This window comes from Paraburkholderia translucens, assembly GCF_020881035.1.
In the GTDB taxonomy this organism is placed as follows: Bacteria; Pseudomonadota; Gammaproteobacteria; order Burkholderiales; family Burkholderiaceae; genus Paraburkholderia; species Paraburkholderia translucens.
This window is the reverse complement of sequence record NZ_JAJITC010000001.1, coordinates 246,155-271,801: the sequence shown is the minus strand read 5'-3', so window position 1 is coordinate 271,801 and position 25,647 is coordinate 246,155. Positions and strand designations below refer to the sequence as shown.

The 25,647-nt window shown below is 63.9% G+C and carries 20 protein-coding genes; 13 read left to right on the top strand and 7 right to left on the bottom strand.

Annotated features, from left to right (window positions below; all coding sequences use genetic code 11):
- Positions 1 to 246: 246 nt before the first annotated feature.
- The 3 genes from LJ655_RS01150 to LJ655_RS01140 all read right to left on the bottom strand — a co-directional run bounded on the left by LJ655_RS01150 (position 247) and on the right by LJ655_RS01140 (position 2,609).
- Positions 247 to 1,083: a siderophore-interacting protein gene (locus tag LJ655_RS01150; protein ID WP_230559425.1), complete on the bottom strand. Its 837-nt coding sequence runs from the start codon at positions 1,081 to 1,083 to the stop codon at positions 247 to 249.
- A 64-nt stretch (positions 1,084 to 1,147) separates the two neighbouring features.
- Entirely contained in the window at positions 1,148 to 1,867 is a 720-nt protein-coding gene (locus tag LJ655_RS01145) for a PadR family transcriptional regulator (RefSeq protein ID WP_230559424.1), read from the bottom strand.
- Positions 1,868 to 2,099: 232 nt separating this feature from the next.
- A complete protein-coding gene (locus LJ655_RS01140) occupies positions 2,100 to 2,609 on the bottom strand; it encodes a winged helix-turn-helix transcriptional regulator (RefSeq protein WP_230559423.1) in 510 nt (169 codons plus the stop codon).
- Between the two features lie 170 nt (positions 2,610 to 2,779).
- Between LJ655_RS01140 and LJ655_RS01135 the strand changes: the two genes are divergently transcribed.
- The 3 genes from LJ655_RS01135 (at position 2,780) to LJ655_RS01125 (ending at position 5,079) form a co-directional block, all read left to right on the top strand.
- Entirely contained in the window at positions 2,780 to 3,700 is a 921-nt protein-coding gene (locus LJ655_RS01135; protein ID WP_230559422.1) for an alpha/beta fold hydrolase, read from the top strand.
- A 115-nt stretch (positions 3,701 to 3,815) separates the two neighbouring features.
- Positions 3,816 to 4,139, top strand: a complete 324-nt coding sequence (locus tag LJ655_RS01130; protein ID WP_230559421.1) for a hypothetical protein — start codon at positions 3,816 to 3,818, stop codon at positions 4,137 to 4,139.
- Positions 4,140 to 4,290: 151 nt separating this feature from the next.
- Positions 4,291 to 5,079 (top strand): AraC family transcriptional regulator, encoded by a 789-nt coding sequence (locus LJ655_RS01125; RefSeq protein WP_230559420.1) that lies wholly within the window; start codon positions 4,291 to 4,293, stop codon positions 5,077 to 5,079.
- 54 nt (positions 5,080 to 5,133) lie between these two features.
- Here LJ655_RS01125 and LJ655_RS01120 read toward each other — a convergent pair whose 3' ends face one another.
- A complete protein-coding gene (locus tag LJ655_RS01120) occupies positions 5,134 to 6,723 on the bottom strand; it encodes a DHA2 family efflux MFS transporter permease subunit (protein ID WP_230559419.1) in 1,590 nt (529 codons plus the stop codon).
- 210 nt (positions 6,724 to 6,933) lie between these two features.
- Here LJ655_RS01120 and LJ655_RS01115 point away from each other — a divergent pair, with 210 nt between their 5' ends.
- The 3 genes from LJ655_RS01115 (at position 6,934) to LJ655_RS01105 (ending at position 9,879) form a co-directional block, all read left to right on the top strand.
- The gene (locus LJ655_RS01115; RefSeq protein WP_230559418.1) at positions 6,934 to 7,596 is read left to right on the top strand and encodes an alpha/beta hydrolase; all 663 of its coding nucleotides are present in this window, start codon (positions 6,934 to 6,936) and stop codon (positions 7,594 to 7,596) included.
- Positions 7,597 to 7,784: 188 nt separating this feature from the next.
- A complete protein-coding gene (gene mreB / locus LJ655_RS01110) occupies positions 7,785 to 8,837 on the top strand; it encodes a rod shape-determining protein (RefSeq protein WP_230559417.1) in 1,053 nt (350 codons plus the stop codon).
- Between the two features lie 253 nt (positions 8,838 to 9,090).
- Positions 9,091 to 9,879 carry an alpha/beta fold hydrolase gene (locus LJ655_RS01105; protein ID WP_230559416.1) on the top strand — a complete coding sequence of 263 codons (789 nt, stop codon included), beginning with the start codon at positions 9,091 to 9,093 and terminating at the stop codon, positions 9,877 to 9,879.
- Between the two features lie 66 nt (positions 9,880 to 9,945).
- On the opposite strand, the gene LJ655_RS30040 is transcribed toward LJ655_RS01105, so the two are convergent.
- Positions 9,946 to 10,068, bottom strand: coding sequence for a hypothetical protein (locus tag LJ655_RS30040; protein ID WP_268991321.1), 123 nt, complete (start codon positions 10,066 to 10,068; stop codon positions 9,946 to 9,948).
- A 149-nt stretch (positions 10,069 to 10,217) separates the two neighbouring features.
- Between LJ655_RS30040 and gltA the strand changes: the two genes are divergently transcribed.
- The 3 genes from gltA (at position 10,218) to LJ655_RS01090 (ending at position 15,109) form a co-directional block, all read left to right on the top strand.
- Positions 10,218 to 11,516, top strand: coding sequence for a citrate synthase (gene gltA, locus LJ655_RS01100; RefSeq protein ID WP_230559415.1), 1,299 nt, complete (start codon positions 10,218 to 10,220; stop codon positions 11,514 to 11,516).
- 289 nt (positions 11,517 to 11,805) lie between these two features.
- The gene (locus tag LJ655_RS01095; protein ID WP_230559414.1) at positions 11,806 to 14,085 is read left to right on the top strand and encodes an amylo-alpha-1,6-glucosidase; all 2,280 of its coding nucleotides are present in this window, start codon (positions 11,806 to 11,808) and stop codon (positions 14,083 to 14,085) included.
- Positions 14,086 to 14,836: 751 nt separating this feature from the next.
- Positions 14,837 to 15,109 (top strand): hypothetical protein, encoded by a 273-nt coding sequence (locus LJ655_RS01090; RefSeq protein ID WP_230559413.1) that lies wholly within the window; start codon positions 14,837 to 14,839, stop codon positions 15,107 to 15,109.
- A gap of 114 nt (positions 15,110 to 15,223) precedes the next feature.
- Here LJ655_RS01090 and LJ655_RS01085 read toward each other — a convergent pair whose 3' ends face one another.
- Entirely contained in the window at positions 15,224 to 15,514 is a 291-nt protein-coding gene (locus tag LJ655_RS01085) for a zinc-binding dehydrogenase (protein ID WP_230559412.1), read from the bottom strand.
- A gap of 206 nt (positions 15,515 to 15,720) precedes the next feature.
- Positions 15,721 to 16,179 (bottom strand): hypothetical protein, encoded by a 459-nt coding sequence (locus tag LJ655_RS01080; protein ID WP_230559411.1) that lies wholly within the window; start codon positions 16,177 to 16,179, stop codon positions 15,721 to 15,723.
- A gap of 117 nt (positions 16,180 to 16,296) precedes the next feature.
- Between LJ655_RS01080 and LJ655_RS01075 the strand changes: the two genes are divergently transcribed.
- From LJ655_RS01075 to LJ655_RS01060, 4 genes are all read left to right on the top strand, one after another.
- Positions 16,297 to 17,706: a hypothetical protein gene (locus tag LJ655_RS01075; protein ID WP_230559410.1), complete on the top strand. Its 1,410-nt coding sequence runs from the start codon at positions 16,297 to 16,299 to the stop codon at positions 17,704 to 17,706.
- Positions 17,707 to 18,105: 399 nt separating this feature from the next.
- Entirely contained in the window at positions 18,106 to 21,198 is a 3,093-nt protein-coding gene (locus LJ655_RS01070) for an ATP-binding protein (protein WP_230559409.1), read from the top strand.
- A 156-nt stretch (positions 21,199 to 21,354) separates the two neighbouring features.
- Positions 21,355 to 22,515 carry a cytochrome P450 gene (locus LJ655_RS01065; protein WP_230559408.1) on the top strand — a complete coding sequence of 387 codons (1,161 nt, stop codon included), beginning with the start codon at positions 21,355 to 21,357 and terminating at the stop codon, positions 22,513 to 22,515.
- A 7-nt stretch (positions 22,516 to 22,522) separates the two neighbouring features.
- A complete protein-coding gene (locus LJ655_RS01060; RefSeq protein ID WP_230559407.1) occupies positions 22,523 to 25,642 on the top strand; it encodes a Dyp-type peroxidase in 3,120 nt (1,039 codons plus the stop codon).
- The last annotated feature ends 5 nt before the right edge of the window (positions 25,643 to 25,647 follow it).

Below are 25,647 nucleotides of genomic sequence, written 5' to 3'. Positions count from 1 at the left end.
GCTTTCCCTTCGTGCAGGTCAACCGTAACCGTGTTGCATCGAGCAGGTGAACGCGGCGACGACCGGTTGAGATTGCAAGGCTGCATGCAGTGCGTGAACGTGTAGCGATGGGCCGCCGCGCCGAGTGCGTGATGCTCGACAAAGGTTCTTGCATTCCCCAAATGCTTCGATTCCTCACCGAGGTGATCGAGCGAATCGGGAAACATCATTGCAAAAAGACCGCCCGCGTGCGCCAGTTGCGCATGCTTAGTCGTCGAGCGTTTCGTGGACTGCGACCGCACCCAGCTTCCAGTAGCTGGCCGCGCGAATCCGCGTTTTGTCGACGCCGCGTTCTGCGCACAGATGCTGGCGCACCGCGCGGATCATTGCCGCTTCCCCGGCGGCCCACACGTAGCCTTCACCTTGCTCCGGGAGATAGAGATCGTGCACTGCGTCCAACAGCGCTTCGCCGCGCGGGACGGTTTGCGTGTCGGCGTCGCTGCGATAGCACCAGACGAGGTGCAGTTCGGCCTGCGTCGCGAATTCGATGCGCGCCGACGGATCGGCGACTTCGATCACCGCGGCGACGCGCGCACCGGCCGGCAGTTCTTCGAGACGGCGCGCGATCGCGGGCAGCGCGGTGTCGTCGCCGATCAGCAGATGCCAGTCGAAGCCGGTCGGAATCACCAGCGAGCCGCGCGGGCCGCCGATGCCCAGATACTGGCCAACCTTCGCCTGGGCGGCCCATGTCGCGGCGGGGCCCGCGTCGTGCATCGCGAACTCGATGTCGAGCTCGCGCGCATCGCGGTCGAAACGGCGCGGCGTGAAATCGCGCGCGGTCGGCCGCTTGCCGTCGGGGAACACCGGGCCGTCGGGGCCGGCTTGCGGTAGCGTCGGTTTGTCGGCGTCCGGTTCGGGGAAAAAGACCTTGATGTGGTCGTCGAACGAGGCGGACACGAAGTCGTGCAAATCGTCACCGGTAAAGGTCACGCGAATCAGGTGCGGCGTTAGCGCGCGCACCTGCTTGACCTGCAGCAGACGAAACTTCAACGGATGCCTCACGCGATACACGGCGAGATCGGCGCGAGTGGGTTGGTCTTGCATAAAGGTGGTGTTCCTGTTCGGTTCGAGAGGATGCGCGGGCGGGATTGGGGAGAGGCGCGCGCAGTCAGACAGTCGGCTCGTTGCCGTTGCCGCCTTCGATTTCTTTGGCGGCGCGCATCAGTATCGCGGCGATGCGGCGCTGTTCGCGGGCCGGCGCGTTGTCGCGGCGCAGCAGCGCGTTCTTCAGCGTGCGGCGCGCTTCGTTCAGCTCGGGCACCCAGCCGCCTTCGCTGACGTCGGCCGGTTCCTCGCCGGCAAATGCGCGGCGCACCGAATCCATCTTGCGGGCGATATGCGAGAGCTTGGCGAGCATCAGCTCGACGCGCTCGCGGTTCGCGGCGAGATATTCGCGGCCCGCATCGGCCAGTTCATAGCGCTTGCGATTGCCTTCGAGTTGCACGATGACATAGCCGAGCTCCTCGAGATAGGTCAGCGCCGGATAGACCATGCCGGGGCTCGGGCTGTAGAAGCCGTTCGAGCGCGTTTCGAGCGCCTTGATGAGTTCGTAGCCGTGGCTCGGCTGCGTGTCGATCAGCGACAGCAGCATCAGTTGCAGATCGTCCGAGCTGAATTTACGGCCGCGCGGGAAGCCTTCGCCGTCGAAGCCGCCCGGGCCGCCGCCGAAACCACCGAAGCCGCCCGGGCCGCCCGGGCCGCCGAAACCGCCGCCGAAGCGTGAGCCGCGGCCCGCGACTTCGCTCGCCTGGGGCGACGGAAGGCCGCAACCGGCGCGAAAACGGTTGGGCAAGCTGTGCGGGCCGGAAAAACCATGAGGATGACGCATCTGGGACCTCCGCTGAGTGTCGTAAGATGCATCTTAAGATATATATCTAAAGATAGTCTGTCAAACTCTTTTTTGTGAGTCATGGGTCGATACGCAATCGTGAGCGGTTCACGAATGACGCCGATCAGAGCAAGCCGTCGCGTTGTGTGATTCGATGATCGCGGCGCAAGTCACTTGGAGGGCGAGCGGCGCTCTCTGCGAAGCCAGGCCTCCCGCATTCGTCTTTTCCTGGTCACGGCTTTACGTCGCCTTTTCCCCGGGTGTTTGCACCTCCTCTGCGTTTGCTCGCAGTTGCCTGCGGCGGTTGAAGAACAATCGTGTCTTCCGGTGCCAACCTGCGCCCGGCGTGGGAGCGCAGCTCGAGCTTCCGGACGGGAAAACCCGTTTTCTTCTCCACAAGGACGACGTGCGCCTCGTCCGGTTCGAAACAGTACTCCTCGCCCCATTGCCGCAGCGCGACAAGCAGCGGGAATAGTCCGCGCCCTTTTTCCGTGAGTACGTATTCCTGATATGCGCTGCCGTCGGACGCAGGCTCCATGCGCAGGATGCCGTGAGTGACGAGATTGCGTAACCGGACGGCGAGGATGTTCTTCGCGAGTCCCAGGCTCCGCTGAAACTCCCCGAAGCGGCGCGCCCCGTCGAACGCGTCGCGGACGATCAGCAAAGACCACCAGTCGCCAATGGCATCCAGCGGCCGGGCTACACCGCACAGAGAGTCGGCGTGGGTGGTTCGTTTAACCATGACTTCTTCCTCGCAGCCTGAATATTGTGCGCGCCGGAACAAAACCGGCTTCCCAGTCACAACAAATGTGGTTGCAATATAAAACCCGCTTTGCTATAACGCAAGTGGTTTCGTTATGAAACCATCATTGCCGGCATGTACGGCGCCATCTTTTCGGAAGGAAGCACGCCATGGACCGATTCGTTGATACGTTCGACGGGACGTACCCCTATGCGCCACAGTTCACTGAGGCAGCGGGGTTTCGAATGCACTACGTGGATGAAGGGCCTCGCGACGGTCAGGTCGTGCTGTGCCTGCACGGTGAGCCGACCTGGGGTTTCCTCTTCAGACAGCTGATTGGCGCACTGCGTGGCACATATCGGGTCGTGGTGCCTGACCAGATGGGATTCGGCAGGAGCGATACGCCGTCGTCCCGCAATTACTGGCTGCAGGATCACATCGACAATCTCGAGCGCTTCGTGCTCGCACTCGATCTGCGGGACATAACGCTCGTCATGCATGATTTCGGCGGGCCGGTGGGTATGGGTCTCGCGTCTCGCCATCCAGATCGCATCCGGCGCATCATTAGCGTCAACGGGCCGACGCCGTTCGGCCAGGCAACGCTGGCTGATCGTTGGCGCGCGAACGCCAAGGTTTCCCCGTGGTTTCAGTGGATATTGAGCGCCGAGGCTGAAGGGCGTCTCGATGCCGTGTTGAGCGAACTCGGCTTCAATATTCTGAGTACATTGAAGCTCAACGGTTTCGAAGACAACAGCTTGATCAACGATACGTGGCTGCGCGCGTACGGTTCCCGCTTCGCGACACCAGCCGACTGCGCGGGGGCAATCGGCTGGGCGAGGGGATTCGCCATCGACGCGCACCGCTTCGAAGTGCCGGACGCGGCCACCCGTCGAACCATCGCGACGAAGCCCGCACTGGCGATCTGGGGTAGCGCCGACCGCACGCTCCATGCGCAACATCTGCTTCCGCTCTTTAGCGAGCTGTTTCCGCAAGCGGCGATACACAAGCTTGCCGGCGTCGGTCATTACAGTCTGGAGGATGCGCCAGAAGCGATCGCGGCACGAATCGGCCCGTTCCTCGAACAGACGTGATCGCCGTGGCTCGCCCCGAAAGGGGCGCGGCTCGGTGCGAACGAAGCTGTCGCGCAGCCGCATGTATACTTGTCCGCTTTGTGGCGCGGTACGCGAGAGCTTCGGTTCGTCAAGCATGAATAAACTCGTTTCTTATGTCAGCGCGATCCACGGGCTGCCCGGCCCTGCGACGATCGTGCGTCAGGACGTTTCAACCGAGACCTGGCGCGAACAGGACATCGAAGTTCACAAGCAGGAAATCACGTTCGTTTTCGACAACGGCGCGGTGATTCGCCGATCCATCGAGTGGGATCAGGTCAGCTCCGATGCGCTCTGCGCCGAATGCTGGATCGACTATGAAGTGATCGAGCATCCCGCCGGCCTCAGCATCAATCCCGCGACTCAGAGATTCGACAACGTGTGCCGCGAGACTTTCTGGCTGCGTTATCACACCGCGTGACTGTTGCCCGGAAATCCGGGCGATCAGTCTTGCTCCCGGCGTCCGGTTAGAAAGAGCAGGAACACTCGGGCAATTGCCAGCAACACCACGTTGCAGCCGAGCGCGTGCTATCTTGCTCGCTTCGCGGACTGCCCGCCTCGGAGCAGACACCATGACGGAAGTCTTCGATCCGCACGGCATCGAGCAAGCGGTCTTCGTGATCGGCGAGCGCCATGCCTCGCTCGACGAGCCGTGGCGCGCCGAGCGGCGCGCGCGGTTGATTCACGTGAACGAAGGCGTGCTGACGGTGCACACCGAATCCGGCCGCTGGGTCGTGCCGCCCGCCCGCGCGCTGTGGATCGTTGCTAATACGCTGTACTGCCTGCACGCGACGCGCCCCGTGCACTTGTATTCGCTCTACGTCGCGACTGATTCCGCATCGGATCCCGCCGCCGACCCCGCTCCCGACGCCGAGCCGCTGCCCGCGCAAAGCGGCGCACTGGTTCCCGACGCGCTCGTGCAGGCGCTGCTCGCCACCGCGGCCGATCTGCCGCACGACCGCCCGCCCGGCGAACCCGCCCGCCGTCTCCTTCAGGTGTTGCTGGATCGCGTCGCGGACCTGCCTGCCGCGCCGCTCGGCCTGAACTGGCCGGACGATCCGCGCGCGCAGCGCATCGCCGAGGCGCTCAGCGCGAATCCCGCGCAATCGCTGGTACTCGAGGAACTCGCCGCGGCGGCCGGCGTGACCGCGCGCACGGCTGCGCGTCTATTCGCGAAGGAAACAGGGCAGACCTTCGGTCAATGGCGCCAGCAATTGCGTTTGCTGGCCGCGCTCGAACATCTCGGCGCCGGCGAGAGTGTCACGCAGGTGGCACTCGAAGTCGGCTATAGCGACGTGTCGTCGTTTATCGCGGTGTTTCGCGATGCATTCGGAGACACCCCCGCGCGCTATTTCCGCTGACGCAACGGCGTGGCCACCGCGCGGCCATCAGCCTCGCGCGAGAACCAGACCGCCTCAGTGCGCGCCCGCCGCGTCGGGGCCGCCGCCGCCCTTGGCTGGCCGCGTGATCCAGATCAGCGGGATGATCAGCAGAAAGATGATCGCCGAGACAAAGAAGATGTCGTTGAGGCCCATCATCGCGGCCTGCGTGTTGACGGTGAAATCGAACAGCGCATCTGCCGATTGCGGATTCAGATGCAGCAGCGACTGCGTCGAGTCGAGCTGCTGCGCGAACAACGGGTTGTTGACCGACGCCTGCTCGGTGAGCCGCACGTGGTGCAGTATCGTGCGGTTGTTCCACGCGGTGCCCGCGATCGACGTGCCGACCGCCCCGCAGAACACCCGCACGAAATTCGACAGACCCGCCGCCGCCGGAATCCGGCTCGGCGGCTGGCCCGACAGGATGATCGCCGTCAGCGGCACGAAGAACAGCGCCATCGGAATGCCTTGCAGCAGCGTTGGCAAAACGAGGTGCCACGTGTCGATCTCGATCACGTACTTCGAGCGCATGTAGAACACGATCGCGAAGCCGACGAACGCGAACGTCGAGATCACGCGCGCATCCGAGCGCGGCAGCACGCGGCCCAGCACCGGCGCAAGAATGATCGCGAAGATGCCGAGCGGCGCGGTGACGAGACCGGCGTCGATCGAGCGGTAGTTCAGATACTCCTGCATCCATTGCGGCAGCAGCACGAGGTTGCCGAAAAACACGCCGTACGCAATCGAAATCGCAATCGTGCCGCCGAGAAAATTGCGCTGCTGAAACAGGCGCAGATCGACGATCGGATGCTCCTCGGTCAACTCCCACACGAGGAAGAACGCGAAGCTGATGAGCGCGACGATGCCGAGAATCGAGATCACCGGCGATGCGAACCAGTCGAGGTCCTTGCCCTTGTCGAGCATGATCTGCAGCGAGGCGACCCAGGTGATGAGCAGACCGAGGCCGACCACGTCGATCGGCGGACGGCGCGTCGGCGATTCGCGGTTGCGGTAGATCATCCACGTGACGCTGGCCGCGAACAGGCCGACCGGAATGTTGATGTAGAAGATCCACGACCAGCTGTAGCTATCGGTGATCCAGCCGCCGAGCGCCGGGCCCGCGATCGGGCCGACGGTGGCAGTCATCGCCCACAGCGCGAGCGCGGTCGACGATTTCTCTTTCGGATAGGAGCCGAGCAGGATCGCTTGCGACAGCGGAATCAGCGGACCGGCCACCGCGCCCTGGAAGACCCGCGCGAGCAGCAGGATCGGCAACGTCGGTGCGACGCCGCATAGCCATGACGCGAGCGTGAACGAGAGGATCGCGCCGACGAACAGCCTGACCTGGCCGATGCGCTGCGTGAGCCAGCCGGTCAGCGGAATCGACACCGCGTTGGAGGCCGCGAACACGGTGATGACCCACGTGCCTTCGTCGACCGATACGCCGAGATTGCCTGATATCGTCGGAATCGCGACGTTCGCAATCGAGGTGTCGAGCACATTCATGAACGTAGCGAGCGCGACCGCGATCGTCGCGAGAACCAGCCGGCCCCCTTCGAGCGGCGCGGGCGGAGCAGGTGGCCGAGGCGGCGGCGCGGAGGCGGGCGCGGCGTTGGGCTGGCTCAAACGGTGTTCTCCCGATGTGTTGCTGAGATCAGGCCGGACGGCGAGGGCACACGATGCGCCAAAGCATACCCGCATTCGCCGGCCGACGTCGGGCACGGGCGCAGCCGATGCAGCGTTCGCCGACACGAGGGCGGCGCGCGGCGTATGCTCCCGGCTGAGGCCGGTTGACGAAAGCCGCCGACACTAACCCACGGAAAAAAGGACACCACCATGAGCTGGCAGCAATTCGAACACGGCTGGCGGCGCGCGCCGCGCAACGCACGCGCGACGAGCCTCGTCGTGCTCATGCACGGCGTCGGCAGCAACGCGCGCGATCTGACGCCGATTGCGGATATCTGGAGCGAGGACCTGCCCGGCGCGGCGTTCGTTTCGCTCGACGGCACCGATCCGTTCGAGGGCGGCTTCGGCGGCCGCCAGTGGTTCAGCCTGCGCGACGTCAACGAGGCGAACCGCGCGGCGCGCGTCGCCGCCGCCTATCCGGCGCTGCGCCGCGTGCTCGACGCCGAGCTCGCGCATTGGCAGTTGTCTTTCGATCGGCTTGCGCTCGTCGGCTTTTCACAAGGTTCGATCATGGCGCTCCATCACGTCGCGTCGAGCACGGAGGGCGCGGCGGGCGTCGTCGCGTATTCGGGACGGCTCGCCTCGCCGCTCACGTCGCCGAATCGGGCGACACCGCTCACGCTGATCCACGGCGAGGACGACGAGGTGATCCCGGTGCGCGAACTCGAATCAGCGGCCCACGCCCTCAGCGAGGCCGGCTTTCCGGTCGACGCCTACGTGCTGCCCGGCGTGGGCCACACGATCACCGCCGACGGCGTCGCGCTCGGCCGCGATGCGCTCGACCGCGCGCTAGGCACGCTGTCGCGCGATTGACACAACCCCAAAAGAAAGTGGCGCTAAAGATTTTGACGGGCTTGCCGTCAAAGCGGTAATACATTGAAAATCACCCCGCCGCGCGGAACGCGCAACGCCCAACCGGGCGTGTCGCGCGGCTTCGGGGTACCGGGGGCGCAGTTCAAGACCGTCCGAGACGGCGGATAACGACATATCAGAGCCTGATTATGGCCAGACCGACGCCGCATTACCCGCTCTTTGAGCGACTGTTTCGCCATTCCGTAGCGGTGGATCTCGGCACGGCCAACACGCTTATCTACACCAACGACGGCGGCATCGTGCTGAACCAGCCGTCCGTGGTGTGCTTCGAGACGCAGCCTGCCAACGGGGCGAAACGCATTGCCGCGATCGGCGCCGAGGCGCGCCAGTTGCTCGGCCGCGCGCCGCTCAATCTCGAAACGGTGCGGCCGATGCGCCACGGCGTCATCGCCAATTTCTCCGCCGCCGAACACATGATCAAGCAATTCGTCGACATGGCGCGGCCGCGCTCGCTGTTCAGCCGACGCGCGGCATTCACGCTGTGCGTGCCGGGCTCGGCGACCCACGTCGAGCGCCGCGCGATCCGCGAAGCGGCCGAGGCGGCTGGCGCGTGGACGGTCAGCCTGATCGGCGAATCGCTCGCGGCTGCGCTGGGCGCGGGCCTGCCGGTCCGTGACGCGACGGGCTCGATGGTGGTCGACATCGGCGGCGGCACCACCGAGGTCGGCGTAATCGCGCTCGGCGGCACCGCGTACAGCGACTCGGTACGCGTCGGCGGCGACAACTTCGACGCGGCGATCATCAGCTATGTGCGCAATCTGTACGGTGTGTTGCTCGGCGAGCAGACCGCCGAGCACGTCAAGAGAAACCTCGGCAGCGCCGTGCACGACGTGCCGCTCGAGCAGATGAACGCGACCGGCCGCGGCGTGGACGACGGCCTGCCGCGTACCGTGCAACTCAGCAACCGCGATATCGCCGAAGCGATCGAAGCGCCGCTGCGCGAGGTGATCGGCGCGGTGAAGCGCGGGCTCGAAATGGCGCCCGCCGAACTCGTGACGGACATCGCGTACCGGGGCATCGTGCTGACCGGTGGCGGCGCGCTGCTGCGCAATCTGGGGCGGCGTTTGAGCGAGGAGGTCGGTCTCGAGGTGCGCGTTGCCGACGAGCCGCTGACCTGCGCGGTGCGTGGCGCGGGCGCCGCGGCCGCGTCGGGGTGGCTCGATGAACTCGGGGACGCGTGAGCGGCGGTTTGGCATCCGCTCGGGGCACCCGTCAGCCGGCCGCCCGGCGCGTCGCTGATGCTTATGTGACAATACGCGTCGCGTCCCATTTCCCGGGACGCCCATACGCTCATTTCCCAAGGCTTCGATTGCCGGCCGCGCGCCATTCGCGTGCCGATGCCGTGCTGCCCGTACATCATCCGTGACTCGATCTGTTTCCGCCTCGCTCCTGCCGTCCTCACCATCCTTCATCGAACTACGCAGCGGCTTGCGCATGCCTTACGTCGCGGCCGGCGACGGCGAGATGCTGCTGTTCATACACGGCTCCCTGTGCGATTACCGCTACTGGCAGCCGCAGATGGACGGTCTGTCGAAGCGCTATCGCTGCGTCGCGGTCAGCCTCACGCATTACTGGCCGGTGACCGATAGCGCGGCGGACCTGCCGTTCAGTTGGAGCGGCCACGCGGACGAAGTGGCGGAGTTCATCGATCGTTTCGGCGCGGGGCCCGCGCATGTGGTCGGGCATTCGCGCGGCGGCTGCGTCGCCTATCATTTCGCGCGACGCCATCCCGAGCGTGTGCGCACGCTCACGCTCGCCGATCCCGGCGGCCCGCTGCAAATCGCCGGACGCCCGCCCGCCCGGCTGCCGGAGACGGTCAACGCATTGCGCGCGAAAGCGGCCGGGCTGATCGAAAGCGGCGAGGTCGAAGCAGGGTTGCAACTGTTCGTCGATTCGGTGAGCCGCCCCGGCTTCTGGGCGATGAGCACGCCGGGTTTTCGTCGCATGGCGACCGACAACGCACACACGCTCGCGCGGCAATTCCGCGACCCGCTGCCCGCGTACGTCCCGGAGGATGCGCGCGACCTGCGCTGCCCGGTGCTGCTGATCGACGGCGAGAAGAGTCCTGACATGTTCCGCCGCACCGTGACGGCGTTGCAGGGATGGCTGCCGGATGCGCGGCGCGAAACGGTGCGCGGTGCGTCGCACGGCATGAACCTCGCCCATCCGTCCGCGTTCAATCGCTACGTCGACGAGTTCATTCAGGCGATCAGCGCGCGCTGAAGAGGCGAAGCAATCGACAAGGGCGACCGGCCTGCGCGGGACGCCGCCGGTCACCCTTCGTACCCATCAGGCTTTGCGATGCGCGTCCTTGTCGAGCGCGCGTTCGGCCGCCTCGCCGACGAGCCCGTGGTAGTACAGATGCACGCCGATCGCGAGCGAGTCGTCCCGCTCAGCCTCGCGTACCGGCAACGAATGTTGCGCACGCCGAGATGCAGTGTTGTGACCAATCGACGCAATCAACGACACAGCGGCCTTTAGAATGCCGGGCAGAGCCCGAGCATGCCGTAACTGAGCGGACGCACGGCACGTGTGCGGTATCAAGCAAAAGGAAGACGTAGATGAACTCGAAGTCACGCGCAACGCTGAGCTTCTCGGACAGCGACCAGACCATCGATCTGCCGATCTATCAGGGCACGCTGGGCCCGGACGTGATCGACATTCGCAAACTGTACGGCCAGACCGGCAAATTCACGTACGACCCGGGCTTCATGTCGACGGCGTCGTGCAACTCCGAAATCACTTATATCGACGGCGACAAGGGCGAACTGCTGTACCGCGGCTACGCGATCGACAACCTCGCGGAAAACGCCGACTTCCTCGAAACCTGCTACCTGTTGCTGAACGGCGAGCTGCCGAACGCGCAGCAGAAGGAGGAATTCGTCGACACCGTCACGCAGCACACGATGGTGCACGAGCAGATGCAGCTTTTCTTCCGCGGCTTCCGTCGCGACGCGCACCCGATGGCGATTCTCGTCGCCGCTGTGGGCGCGCTGTCCGCGTTCTATCACGACTCGCTCGACATCACGAACCCGCGTCACCGCGAAGTGTCGGCGATCCGCATGATCGCGAAGCTGCCCACGCTGGTGGCGATGGCGTACAAGTACAGCATCGGCCAGCCGTTCGTGTACCCGAAGAACGACCTGTCGTACAGCGCGAACTTCATGCGCATGATGTTCTCGAACCCGTGCGAGGAGTACAAGGTCAACGACGTGCTGGTGCGCGCGCTCGACCGCATCCTCATCCTGCACGCGGACCACGAGCAGAACGCCTCGACGTCGACCGTGCGTCTTGCCGGTTCGTCGGGCGCGAATCCGTTTGCATGTATCGCAGCGGGTATCGCGTGTCTGTGGGGCCCGGCGCACGGCGGTGCGAACGAAGCCGCGCTGAACATGCTGGAGGAAATCGGCTCGGTCGACAACATTCCTGAGTTCATCAAGCAGGTGAAGGACAAGAACTCGGGCGTGAAGCTGATGGGCTTCGGTCACCGGGTGTACAAGAACTACGATCCGCGCGCGAAGCTGATGCGCGAAACCTGCCACGAAGTGCTCGAAGAGCTGGGCCTGCACGACGACCCGCTGTTCAAGCTCGCGATGGCGCTGGAGAAGATCGCGCTCGAAGACGAATACTTCGTGTCGCGCAAGCTGTACCCGAACGTCGACTTCTATTCGGGCATCGTGCAGCGCGCGCTGGGCATTCCGACCTCGATGTTCACGTGCATCTTCGCGATGGCACGTACGGTCGGCTGGATTGCGCAGTGGAACGAAATGATCGCCGATCCCGAGCAGAAGATTGGCCGTCCGCGTCAACTGTTCATCGGCGAGGCGCCGCGCGAGGCGAAGCCGATCGCGAGGCGTTAAAGCGCTCTTTCAAGCGCCCGGACCCACGGCTCGCGAGGCCGTGGGTTCTTTCATTTCCCTGCACGTCCTGTGCCACCAAAAACGCCGTAACAAACGGCAAACGGTGCAACAAGCCGAAACTCCGGCGCAATAAGTTCGTCTCACGCGCACAGAGCCTCTACAATCGGATGCGATGGCCGACCGGCAACCGGGCGGCCGGCAAGCGAACGCCCTGACAACCCGGCGGCAAATCTGGGGCGAGACCCAAAGTGCAACTGAACGCAGCAGCGAATCCATAGGAGCGACCTTGATGCAGCAGCCAGAAGCTCTCGGCGGGCTGACCCACTCGGGCGGCGTCGACCATCGCGAGCCCGAGCAGGACGGCATTTTCATCCCGACGGAAAACCTCAACGTCGCGAGCGCCACGCAGCACGTGCTCAAGTCGGGCGACACCTTCATCGTCAACGATCCGCTCGGCGATATCACCGGCCTCGACGATGGCCTCTTCGTCAACGACACGCGCGTGCTGTCGCAACTGCGCCTGACCTTCGGCGGCCGCGCCCCGTCGCTGCTGTCGGGCAGCGTCAGCAGCGACAACGCCACTTTCACCGCGCATCTGACCAACCGCCCGCTGCCGCCGCTCGGCGGCAGGAGCACACCGGAAGGCGTGATCCACGTCCAGCGCGTGCGCGTCCTGTCGGGCACCGTGCTGAACGAGGCGATCGAGCTGACGAACTACGGCACGAGCGACGCCACCGTGCCGCTGTCCATTTCGTTTTCCAGCGATTTCCGCGATATGTTCGAAGTGCGCGGCCTGAAGCGCAACAAACAGGGGCGCATCCAGCCCGCCCGGGTGGAGAATCAGGAGGTGCTGCTCGGCTATATCGGTCTCGACGACGTCGCGCGCAACGTGCAGATCGCGTTCTCGCCGCAGCCTGACAAGCTGTTCGCCGATCGCGCCGACTACACCGTCAAGCTGCCCGCGCAGGCGTGCGCGTCGATCTATCTGTCGGTGGCGGTGCAGGTCGTGCCGATGAGCGGCAAGCTCGGCGCCGAGGTGTCGCAGCCGGTGCATGCGCAGAGCGAGGCCCATCTGTCGCAGATCGACGCCGAGCGCCCGCGCGTGGGCCGTGCGGCGGTACGCGCGGCATCGGTGGATGCGCACCTGGTGATGCGCGAGCGGCGCCTCGCGAGTGCGCGTGTGCGTTCGAGCAATCCGCTGTTCAACGCATGGATCGACCGCTCGTTCGCCGACCTGAGCCTGCTGACGACGGATCTCTCGACCGGCCCGTACCCTTACGCGGGCATTCCATGGTTTTCGACCCCCTTCGGCCGCGATGCGGTGATCACGTCGCTGCAGACGCTGTGGCTCCAGCCGCATCTCGCGGCGGGCGTGCTGCGCTTTCTCGCCGAGCACCAGGCGCGCGAGAACTCGCCGTTTCGCGACGCCGCGCCGGGCAAGATCATGCACGAGATGCGCAAGGGCGAAATGGCCGCAGCCGGCGAAGTGCCGTTCGCGCTGTACTACGGCGGGGTCGACACCACGCCGCTTTTCATCGTGCTGGCCGGCGCCTATGCGGCCCGCACCGGCGACCTCGCGTTGATCGACGAACTATGGCCCGCGCTCGAACGCGCGGCGCAATGGGTCGCGGGCGTATGCGACAAGAACCGCCTCGGGCTGCTCGACTACCAGCGCGAATCGGATGGCGGCCTCGCGAATCAGGGCTGGAAGGATAGTCACGACTCGGTGTTCCATGCGGACGGGCGCATCCCCGACGGCCCGATCGCGCTCGTCGAAGTGCAAGCCTATGCGAGCGCAGCGTTCGACACGATGGCTCATTTCGCGCGGCTGCGCGACCTGCACGACGCGGCCGCGCAGTATGCGGAGCGCGCGAAGAAGATCCGCCGCTGCGTCGAGGAAAAGTACTGGATGGACGAGGTCGGCTTTTACGGCATCGCGCTCGACGGTCATGGCGAACTGTGTCGCGTGATGGCATCGAACGCGGGGCATCTGCTGGCGTTCGGCCTGCCCCTGCGCGAGCGCGGCGAGGCGGTGGTGCGCGCGCTCGACTCGGCGCTGTTCCATACCGGCTGGGGGGTGCGCACGCTGGCCGCAGGCCAGGCGCGCTTCAATCCGATGGCGTATCACAACGGCTCGGTCTGGCCGCACGACAGCGCGCTGTGCGCGCGCGGGCTGTCGCGCTATGGCGCCAAGTCTTCGGCCGTGAGGCTGCTGCAGTCGCTGTTCCAGGCGGCAGTCAATTTCGACATGCGATTGCCGGAACTGTTCTGCGGCTTCCCGCAACGCCGCGGCGAGCCGCCCACCGCCTATCCGGTCGCGTGTCTGCCGCAGGCTTGGGCGGCGGGCTCGCCGTTCATGATGCTGGAGGCGTGTCTCGGCCTCACGATCGACGCCGAGCGCCGCGAGGTGCTGATCGAACAGCCGATGCTGCCCGAAGGTATCGACTGGCTCGAAGTCAGCGATCTGCGGGTCGGCGATGCGTCGGTGTCGATCACGTTTCGCCGGATCGGCGAGAAGGTCGTGGCGTCGGCGGAGCAGGGGGATGTCAGGGTGGTGGCGTTGCTTTGACGCCGCCTACGCCAGTCGCGCTGATTCATCCGTCGCGCCTGAACTTTGACATTCACATTCCGGGAGGACGGGTGCATCCAGCACGACGACTTGGGGTATTGCTGCTAGGCATCGCGGCGTTGGGTTCGAACGATGCATGGGCGACCGACATTCAGTGCGCAACGACACAGCAACTCGCTGAGCGCGTCATCTGCGATCACGCGATTCTGAACAATGAGTACGACGACATCTTCGCGCAGCAACAGGCTCTGTTGAACAGCGGGAGACTGTCGTCCGCACAGTTGGCCCAGTGGCGGCACGCGCGAAACGCCTGTGTCGATGTGCACTGCGTGGATGGCGTATTCGCTCAGTGGAAGACGATGGCCCGATCCGCCGAAGCCGTTCCTCGCGCGCCCGCGCCTGTCGTGGCCGCGCCGGCGGAAACAGCGATGGCGCCTGTCGGACCCAATCCGGGCGCGCCTCCTGTTGCATCCGCGCCTGAAGAGTCGCAGGCGGCTGCGGCCTTGCCGACGTCGGAGGCATCTCTTGTACGTCAAGGCAGCGCCGCTGGCGTGGCGCTGCCGCAGCCGGTCGCGCCCCCGGCCTTGGCGCCCGTGGCTGCCTCGGCGGCCTCCAGCGTGAGCGAATCCCGTAGCATGAGCGGCATGGCTGGCGGTCTGATAGCAGCCCTGCTCGTCGCGATCGGAGCCGGTGCGATCTTTGCGCGCCGCATTCGCGCCAGATTGGCATCGGCGACCGGAAGGAGACCTCGATGAAACGCAAGACGCTCAATGCTTCGCAGCTACAGCAGGAGGTCAATCGGCGAATCCATCGACTGCAGGAAGTCGTCGAGGATGGGGTGAAGATTCGCGTGCCGCGGCCGCAGTTGCAAGAGCCTGACAAGACAGGCTGCAACTGGAACATGACTCACTTCGGCAACGCGATCGGTTTCGAGCGCGACATCGAAGGCGTGCTCAAGGCCGTGCGTGCGGAATACAACCTCAGTACCGAAGTGAAAGACATCGGTAACCCGTTCGGGGACTAACCGCGCAAGCCACCCGATAGCGAATCCAGGCCGTCTCCGAGCAGATAGCCCGTATGGCCACGCGGGTGAGCGATCAACGGCACGGTCCGGATTCCTGGTGGCTGCGAACTTCGCTTAAAGCGTTACAACGATCTTGCCGGCCCGGTTGCCGGCTTCCATATATCGGTGGGCGTCGGCAATTTGATCGAAGCGGAATACACGGTCGATGACGGGACGCAGTGCTTTCGAAGACAACCCTTCGGAGATGAACGCTTTGGCCTGCGCGAGCTTTTTTTCGTCGCTGGTAATCTCGAACAGTTCGTATCCTTGAATGACGATGTGCTTGCTCAGGATGTGCATGACCGGCACCGGAATATCCCGTGAATCGAGCGCTCCGTATTGGCAGTACATGCCGTCGCGGGACATCGCGCGGATGACGGCGCGCGAGATCCGGAGAAGCGCGTGAGCGTTTGCAAATGACGTCGAATGCGTTGAGAGCGATTGTCGGAAACACCGTTCGCACACTTCCGACAACCCACGTCACTGGCTGAATGCGCCTAGATTCGGTATTTGCAGAACAGAGATTTATGCTCCTATCATAATCCCGACATGAAGGAATGATCGCTCGATGCTTATGACGAGCGTTCCGGGAGAACAAGGAGATGTCGTGTTCGGTCACGGCTGCGCAAGACACCGGCAGCGACGTCTTCACGCCGGCCGCGGGCACTCGAGAGCTTCCGGCACCCGACAAGATCGTGGTGGCGATTCACGGTGTCGGCCGTCAGCCGCGAAGCAGCGCGGTACGCGCCGCAGTGCGCCGCTTCGGTGCGCGCAATGAACCGCCGTTGCCCGTGCTGCCACTCGGGTTCTTCAATATCGGCGGCGTTGGTGAAGTGTGGTTCAGCCGGCTCGACGTACCCACAGATGACGAACTCTCGCACATCGGATTCGCCGAAGTTTATTGGGCCGATGTGCCGCGCGAGGTGGTCAAACAGGGTGACACGCTCGAGGAAATCAAGACGTGGGCCGAGACAGTGGCGGGACGAGCGCGGGCGCTTTATGAAGGCGTCGAACGTGCGGCCGAATCCCACGGAAAGCGCGCGTGTCTCACACCCGAGTCATTTTCAATTGCGGCGGGCGTTATCGACGAAATCGTCGAAGCCGTCTACGTCATAGAGAACCTCTTGACCGTGACGGCGAAGACCGGCGTGTTCAAGTTCGACCTCGGGACGTTGCTGCGGGACTATTTCGGCGACGCGCAACTGGTGACTGAATTCAGGTATTACCGGAGCACGATAGTTTTTCGCTTCCACAACGTGATCCGGGAAATTCTGGCGCGGTTTCGCAGCGCCTACCCGAAATTTGAAGGCAATCCGGAAATCCATATCGTTGCCCACAGCGAAGGCACCGTGATCGCGTTCATTGCGATGCTTCAGGCGCTTTCAGCCGATGCCGTGGAATGCCCTGACGACAGGAACACGAAGATATCGACCGACTGGATCAAATCGGTGCGCGGCTTCATGACCATAGGCTCGCCCATCGACAAGCACCTGTTGATGTGGCCGAAGCTCTGGCTGGACCTGAAGCTGAAGCTGAAGTCCAAAGACTTCGAGACGCAGGCCGCGGACGCCCAAGTCGTCATGCTCGATTCTGCGTCAAATGAACGATGGGTCCTGCCTCAGCAGATCAAGTGGCGAAACTATTACGATCTCGGCGATCCCATCGGCTTTCAGCTCGATACGACGCGCAAATTCCTGCGCGAAAACCAATGCGGCGCATTTCAGTTCACCGCGCGCGATGACTTCGGATTTTCCCGCTATTGGCTGCCCAGCAAGGCACATTCCGGCTACTGGAATGACGATGCCGTATTCGGGCATTTCATCGAAAACGTCGTCCTGACCTATCCCGACGCGCCTTTTCGTGCGAAGGCGCCGCCGCCGGACAACAAGCGGTTCGTCGGCGTCGTCAGCACGGCGATTCCGTATGTAGTCGCTTTCCTGCTTCACATGGGCGCGCTTTTTCTGCTCTTCAGAGCCGTGATGGCATCGCTCGATTTGCAAATCGATACCTATCCTCGGGTGACGTCGTCCGTTTTCGTACTGAGCGTGCTCCTGATGTGCGCCACGATTGCGGGCCGCATACCGAGGCTGGTGTACTCGAACGACGTGCGATGGCGGCAGCTCTGTCTGGGCGTTTATCTCTTTGGCGCTTTGTTTTATGTACTTTTCATTCCCGCGTCCTTCGTCACCCTGATGGGCGGATTGTTCGGCAGCCTTATCGTCTTGCTGTGCGCGGCGATCCTGAGCCTAAGCGGCTGGGTTGCGCCTCCCCAACCCTACATGGGCCGTCGCTTTCTTGTCGGCGGTGGCACGCTGGTGCTGACGGTCGCGATCATCTATCGGCTGATTCAGGCACCGTCATCGGCTGCGATCTGGCCCGTCGTTCTGGCGGCGCTTCTATCGCTGTATATGTGGCGCCTCGGCGTGATTCTGTTCGATCTTGCGTTCTTCTGGCATCGCTATATACGGAATTCCGTTGCGCTCGACACGATGAGAGCCTGGCGTGAAGCGCGCGACACCGAACCTCGCGGCATGAAGCCGCGTGTGCCGCTGGACTGATCTGCGTCGCGCGCCGCACCCGCTCTCCGCCGATTGTTTTGGTCTGGGCTTTGTACTACGCTCAGCGAACGAAGAGAACAAGCCGCGCAATACGGGGCGCGCGTAGTGAAGGGGGCTGGGCAGTCGGGTTTGCTCGAAAGGCTGGGTCGTGGTGCGGTAGTCGAACCCGGCGTTCGTCTCACGTTTGCGCTTGCTTCGCGGCACTTCCTCAAGGGCGAGCGCCGCGTGTGAGGAGTTCTCATGAGGTGCGCTTGGTGTGGAGGCGCATTGACCTCGTTCGGTTGCGATTGCACCGCGGCGTCGCGTCGCGCCACCGTTCCGCGATGCGCATGCTGTGGAACGGCACGTCCGCGCCAGGCAAAATTCTGCGCGCAATGCGGTGCGAGCTATGTGGGCCGGGTGGCTTCCGAGGAAACCGTCGAGCGCCGTCAGATCACATTCGTGTTCTGCGATCTGGTCGACTCTACCGCACTGTCCGACGAACTCGATCCTGAGGACTACAGGGAGATCATCATTGCCTATCGCCGCGCGGTCAGCGAGAGCATGACGCAGTTCGGCGGGCGCGTCGAACGCTATCGCGGCGACGGCACGCTCGTCTATTTCGGATATCCCGAAGCGCACGAGGACGACGCAGAGCGGGCCGTCTATGCGGCGTTGAAAACGCTTGAAGCCGTGGGCTCGATCGCGCTGCCTGGGCTTCGCCGCCTTGCCGTGCGCATCGGCATTTGCACGGGTCTCGTGGTGGTGGGCGGGGTCGAGGATTCCGAGGACCTCGCGGCCATGGGCGATGCGCCCAACCTGTCATCGCGGCTGCAAGGCAGCGCCGAGCCGAATTCGATCATCGTCGACGAATCGACTCGCCGGCTGGCCGGCGAGTTGTTCGAATTCCGTGACATGGGTCCGCTGCAAGTGAAGGGTCTGGCAACGCCGATGCGCGCCTGGCGCGTCGCCGGTGCCGCGCCCGCGGCGGGCCGCTTCGAGGCGCGCCGTGCGCCGGCGCTCACGCCGATGCTCGGGCGCGACGACGAATCCCGCATCCTGTCGGAGTTATGGCAGGCCGCGCGCAGGGGATGCGGACAGATTGCGCTCGTCACGGGCGATGCGGGAATCGGCAAGTCGCGTCTTGCCGCTTCGCTGCTCGACGATGCGCGGCGCGAACCGAGCGAGATCTACCGTTATTTCTGCTTTCCGTACAGGCAGGCGTCACCGCTTTATCCGTGCATTCAACAGCTCGAACGCAGCGCTGAATTCACTGTTTCCGATTTGGGCGACGAGAAACTCCGCAAGCTCGAGGCCATCCTCACTGGCATGGCTGTGGACGATCGCACGCTGATCGCCGAGTTGCTGAATCTGCCGGCGCCAGCCTTGAACAGCCTCAAATCGCTGAGCCCGGCCGCGAAACGTCGCCGCACGATGAAGGCGCTCGTGAAACTGCTCGAACGCGCGTCGGAACGCAACCCGACTCTTGTTGTGTTCGAGGACGTTCAGTGGATCGATGATACGTCGCGCGAGCTGCTGCTGATGATCGCCGCGCTCGTTCCGCGAATGGCCGTTCTGCTCGTCGTGCTGATGCGGCCTTCGACATTCACCGACCTCGACGATCACGCTGGCGTGACGCATCTTCCGCTCGCTCCGTTGCCCGCGTCAGTGTGTGCGGCGCTGGTGCGGCATATCGCGGCCGACCGGCCGCTGCCCGCCGGAACGGTCAAGGACATCGTCCTGCGAACCGACGGCATACCGCTCTTCCTGGAGGAAGTGACGCGCGCGACGGTGGGCGACGTCACGCGGTTCGAATCCGCCGTCGGAAGCCTCGAAGGGCAGCCCTTGTCGATGCTGCTGCGCGCCTCGCTGCAGTCGCGCCTCAACCGGCTCGGTAGCGCGCGCGAAGTACTCGAGGCCGCGGCCGTCATCGGACGGGATTTCTCGATGCATTTGCTCGAACTCGTCGTGAGACCGCAAAAGGATCTCGCTGCGGCCCTCGACAGACTGATCGACTTCGGGCTCGTGCTGAAGCGGGGCGCGCCCGAGCCTGCCTTTACGTTCAAGCACGCGCTGATCCGCGACGTCGCCTACGAGATCATTGGCCGTGACGCTCGGCGCTCGCTTCACGAAAGGGTCGCGCAGGCGCTCGAAGCGCACTTTCCCGACGTAGTCGTGAATCAACCCGAAATGCTCGCGTGGCACTACACGGAGGCGCGCGTCGGCGAGAAAGCCGTCGCCCAATGGCTGGCGGCAGGGCGCAACGCGCTGCGCCGCTCGGCGATGGTCGAGGCGCTCAAGCATCTCAATCGCGGACTGGCGTTGATCGCTCCGATGGAGCGCACACCGTGGCGTCTGCAGACCGAACTTGCGCTGACGATCTGCGTCGGCATGGCGCAGATCGCTACGCAAGGGTACGCGGTGAAGGGGACGGGCACGACGTTCGCAAGGGCGCGCGCGCTGTGCGAGACGCTCGGCGATCCACCGTCATTGCTGGCCGTCCTTCACGGTCTGTGGACGCACGCGCTGATGCGGGCCGACTTCCACTCGGCACAGCAACAGGCCACGGAGATTCTGCAGCGTGGCGAGTCTCGCGACGATCCGCTCTGGCGTTTGATGGGCTACCGGTTCAGCGGCGTGACCTGCCATCCGCTAGGGCGATTTACGGACGCAATCCGCCACCTGGAAACCGGGCTCACCTTGTACGACCCCGCGCAGCAGGCGCTCTATGCGTCGATGACTGTCGACGATCCGCGCGTCGTCATGCTGACCTACATGTCGTGGTCGCAGATGTGCACGGGCCGGCTCGGCGAGGCGCTCCGTAACACCCATCGGGCCGTCGCAGAGGCGCGGGGCATGGCGCATGTCTACACGCTCGCCCACGCGCTGACCGGTGCGTCATTCGTCGCGCTGACGATCATTTCGCCGCAAGACGGGCTGCAGCGGCTCGACGAGCTTTCCACGGCGCTCACCGACAGCGGTATCGCCTATTACAACGCGGTCGAGACCATCTTTCGCGGCTATTGCCTTGCGGCGGTCGGCGAGCACGCGCGTGCGCTCGATCTGTTGGGAAGCGGCATACCCGCGTACCGCAACACCGATAGCGTTCTCTACCTGTCTGGCTTCCTGCGCATGTCGGCCGAGGCATACGGCTGGGCAGGCGAGATCGATACGGCAATGCGTCTCATCGAAGAAGGTCTTGCGGTCATGCAGAGCACAAATCAGCGCTGGGACGAAGCGGAGATGCATCGCGTGAGAGGCGTGCTCTTTCGCGCCGCAGGCGACGAGGCCGCCGCCATGGATGAGTTCCGGCGCGCGTGCGCGGTGTCCGTCGTGCAGGGGGCGCGGCTGTGGGAGTTGCGCGCGCGCTGCGAACTGTTCGCGGCACGCGACGCCAGCGCAGATTCGCAGCCCGAAGCGGTGCAGACGCTTCGATCGCTTGTCGCTTCGTTCGGCGATAAGTTCGATGGCCCCGATCTGCGCCGCGCCCGCGCGATCTTGAAAGCACGGTAGAAGGAACGCGCGACATCACGAGCTTTTGATCGGCAACGACATCAGTTTCCTTCACAACGTCTTGAAGAAGAGGAGATAAGGATGCGCTACCTTGGGTTTGGCGCCCGCGCGGATAGCACCGACCGTTCGCAGTGGCGCTCGAGGCCGGAGCGATATGTGCCGAGGACACAGATCGTCCTGCGACTGGGGCGCACGCTGATGCCGATTTCGAGCTTCTTCGGCCGTGCTACCGTCCTGTTGCACGATGACGTCGAGGAGGTGCTGACGCGCAACGACATCTTCGTGGTTCCGTTCGGTGTCGAAATGGCGCGGCTCAACGGCGGAGCGACGGAGAGCGGCACGCCATTCATACTCGGCATGGACAACAAGCCGGCGCATGACAACCAACTGAGGACGGTCATGGCGGCGTTCCGGTATTCCGACGCCGAATGCGTTGCCAAAATCGCGGCTCGCCATGCGCAGACCGTCATCGAAGGCTCGAAGGGCCGGCTCGAAGCGATCAGCCAGTTGATCACGAGGATTCCGCTCCAGATCTGCATCGAATACCTGGGCGTCGAGATTCCCGATCGCGTGGCCTTCACGAACGCCGTCATCGTCCTGAGCGGGCATCTTTTCGGCAAACCGCCGATCGAGAGGCAGCCCCTCGTGGACGACATGGCGGCCATTGTGCGCAACGTAGTCGAAGAAGCGATCGGCAAGGAGCGAGCCTATCCGAGCGGCGATCGTACGGTCATCGGCCGGCTAGTCGCAAAAGGCGTCGACGCCGACCATGTTCGCGCCATACTCATGGGGCTCATCGTCGGCTTCGTGCCGACCAATACGCTTGCGGGCGGCAACATACTCGAGATGCTTCTTAGCCGGCAAGGCTTTTTCGAGGCGACGCGCGCGGCGGCGCTCGCGGGCGACGACATCCTGCTGTCGTGCTGCCTGTTCGAAGCGCTTCGCTTCATGCCGATCAATTCCGGGCCGTACCGGCGATGCTCTGTCGACTACACGCTTGCCGAAGGCACGCTGCGCGCGAGGCGCATCCGCAAAGACACCTGGGTGCTGGCCTGCACGGAATCGGCGATGTTCGACGGCCGAAAGGTCGAGCGTCCGTTCGACTTCATACCGGGACGGGCCGCATCCGATTACATGCAATTCGGCTTCGGCATGCACTGGTGCGTCGGGGCGTTCATTGCGCGGGCGCAACTGGTCAATACATTCAAGCCCTTGCTGCTGCGTCGCGATCTCAGGCGCGCCAATGGTCCCGAAGGGCAAATGAAACGGCGCGCAGGCTCCACTTTCCCAGAAAGTCTGGTCGTCCAGTTCAAGTGAGGATGCTGTGAACGCACACGCTTTCATCAACGTCGTCATTCCATTTGATTGCACACATTCCGGTGCGGTCAACGAAAAGATTCAGGCTCTCACTAAAGAGGGTAATTATCCGCGAGAGGATATTTGCCATGCGCTGGCCAAGGTTCGCGGCCTGCATTTCATGACACTCGTCGTAGCCAAACCGAAATGTCCGGCCGAGTACGACGCGGCCCCGGACTTGCCGCCGCTCAAGCCGACGAGCACGACTTCTCATCTCGTGATCGAGATCTCGTCGGACTACGGGCCGCAGGCGCTCTTCACGGATCTCGTCGAGCACTTCCACGGGCCGTTGCTGAGCGTGCTCGACCAGGCGGGCATCAAGACGACGCGCGACAGGCTGCGTGCCTATCTGCTCAGGAAAACGGTCAAGATCCGCGATACGTGGGGCGGCCCGGCAGGGCAGGTATTCAGCGGCTCGCCGGGAATGACAGTGCAGCGGGTCATCGACGAACACGCGCTGGCCACGCATCTGGGCGTCGAGATCGACAAGCGGAGCAGGAACGCGTGCTGGGCTGAGAAGTCGCCGCATCAGCGGATCGACCAACTACGCCAGTTGCTGTGGACCGATGGTGAGCGCAGCTGGAAATGGGCGTTCGTTCCTGATCCCGCGCCGCTGATCGGACAGGATCCGGATAAAACGCGATCGGTCAAGAATCCGCAGGCCTGGAAGGTGGTGGGAACGGTCATCCAGCGGTTCATGTGGCCACTTTACGTTCCGTTTCTCCTCCTGTTCGTGATTACGTTTGGCTATGCCTGGGGAAAGTACAACCTGATCGTCGCAATGATGTGGAGCCTCACCGTGACGGCCGCGTTCGTTCTGCTCGTCGGGCTCGTCTTCTTCTTTGGGCTTTTAAAGCTTCGGGAACTGGAAGAGACCGACTATGCCGAGGAGCGTGCGCCATCGACCGCGCACGACGCCCAGTTGCTCGCGGTCGAGAACGTCGGAGGACAGAACCACCTCGCTTCTGTTTCACGCATCAAGCCAAGCTGGATACGCACCGCAACGCTGCGGCTCGCCTTCATCCTGGTGGGTGCGGGACGCTTCGTCAGCACCCCCGGTTTTCTCGGCAAGAACGGCGTGATTCATTTCGCGCGCTGGATGCGCCTGCCGGGTACCGATCAGTTGATGTTCTGGTCGAACTATGACGGTACATGGGAGTCGTATGTCGCCGATTTCATTGCTGATGCGCCGACGGGTGTCACGGGTATCTGGAGCAATTGTGTCGGCTTTCCGAGGACGCATGGCCTGGTCGGCGGCGGCGCGGCGGACCGGGATCGCACGGTGCGATGGGCGCGCCGACAGCAAACGCCGACGCTCTTCTGGTATGGCGCCTACCGCAATCTGAGCGCGGCGCGCATCCGCACCAATGCCGCCATCCGGCAGGGCATCGCAACGGCGGAGTCGTATCAGGACTGCGTGGACTGGCTTGCGCTGTTCGGCTCCTCACCGCGGCCGGCCAGCGAGTTGCAGATATCGGAAATGCCGACCATTGTCTTCGGCGGAATGTCGGACATGCGCTATTCGGCGTGCTGGCTCATTTCCCTGAACAAGGAGGACGTTGAGAAATGCCGGAACTTCGTCCGGTCGATGCGCGATCTCGCAGTGTACGGCGAAGCGCAGGACCATCATGATGTCGCGCTGGTGCTGGGTTTTGCGGCGCAAGGACTCAAGTCTTTGGGCATTCCCGATGACGCGATCGAGACCTTTCCGCCCGCGTTCAATCAAGGTATGCGCACGCCGGAGCGATCACGGGCGCTCGGCGATCTCGGCAAGAACGCGCCGGAAAACTGGCGGTGGGGCGGGCTGGGTCGGGAGGCCGATCTGCTGGTGCTCATCTACGCCCGCGATCGATCGAGTTTCGTCGGGACGTATCGAAAGCTCGCTCGCGGCATGCGCGCCAACGGCCACCGCGATGTCTACTACCAGCGCATGACGCTGCGGCAGAGTAAGGATGGGCGGAGTTATGGCGGCATCCCGCAGAAAGAACCGTTCGGGTTCGCCGACGGTGTGTCGCAGCCGATCATTCGCGGTCTGCCGCACTGGACTCGCAAGAATTCCCCCAACGATCTGGTGGACGCCGGCGAGTTCGTTCTGGGCTACCCCGATAATCTCGGCGTGATCTGCCCGTTGCCTTCCATCAAGGCTTCGTTTGATCCGAATCGCACGCTACCCGACATCGGGTCCGATCCATTCCGCAAGCGTCCGGAGTTCGCCTCGTATGAGGGAGAAGGCCGGCGCGACATAGGCTCGAACGGCACGTATCTCGTCGTGCGGCAGTACCTGCAACACCTCGATGCATTCGACGCCTGGTACAGGCGCACTGGCATTCGGGGCGGTGCGCCGAGTGTCGCAGAGGGAACGACGACGCGTGGTGAAGCCAGCGACAGCGAGAAAGGGGAAGCCGCTGCCCCCGCGGCCGAGAGGCACCAGTCCTTCGTCCTTCCCGCCTGCGTGGTGCGGTCCGACAACACGAAAAAAGTCCAGGAGGTCCTTTTCGCCAAGTTGCTCGGCCGCTGGCAGGATGGCGCCTCGCTCGTGCGGCATGACAGGCCTCCGCCCACGGCGGGCGACAAGCCCCCTCGGCGGCCCGACAACGACTTCATGATGGGCGAAGATCCAGACGGCAGCGCCTGTCCTTTCGGCTCCCACGTGCGCCGGGCAAACCCGCGCGACACGCGCTTTCCCGGGTCGAAGGACGAAATCGCTTCGGTCAATCGCCATCGCCTGCTGCGCGTGGGACGGGTCTTCGGAAAACTCAATCCGCTCAACCCCACGGAGGTGGACCCGACGAAGGAAGTGGGCCTGTTCTTCATGTGCCTCAACGGCGATATCGAGCGGCAATTCGAGTTTGTCCAGAAGACGTGGCTGCTCAACCCGAGCGTGCACGGATTGCAGGATGAGGTCGATCCGATCGTGGGGCATGGAGAAAACCGGGGCTTCACCATACCGACTCCGGCTGGACCGGTGTGCCTGCCGGAACTCCCGGATCTGACCCGGCTGATCGGCGGCGGCTATTTTTTCATTCCTGGCAGGGCGTTCCTGGATCTTCTCGTGTCGCCGTGCGCGGCGGAAAAGTTGCGAGACTAAACTGC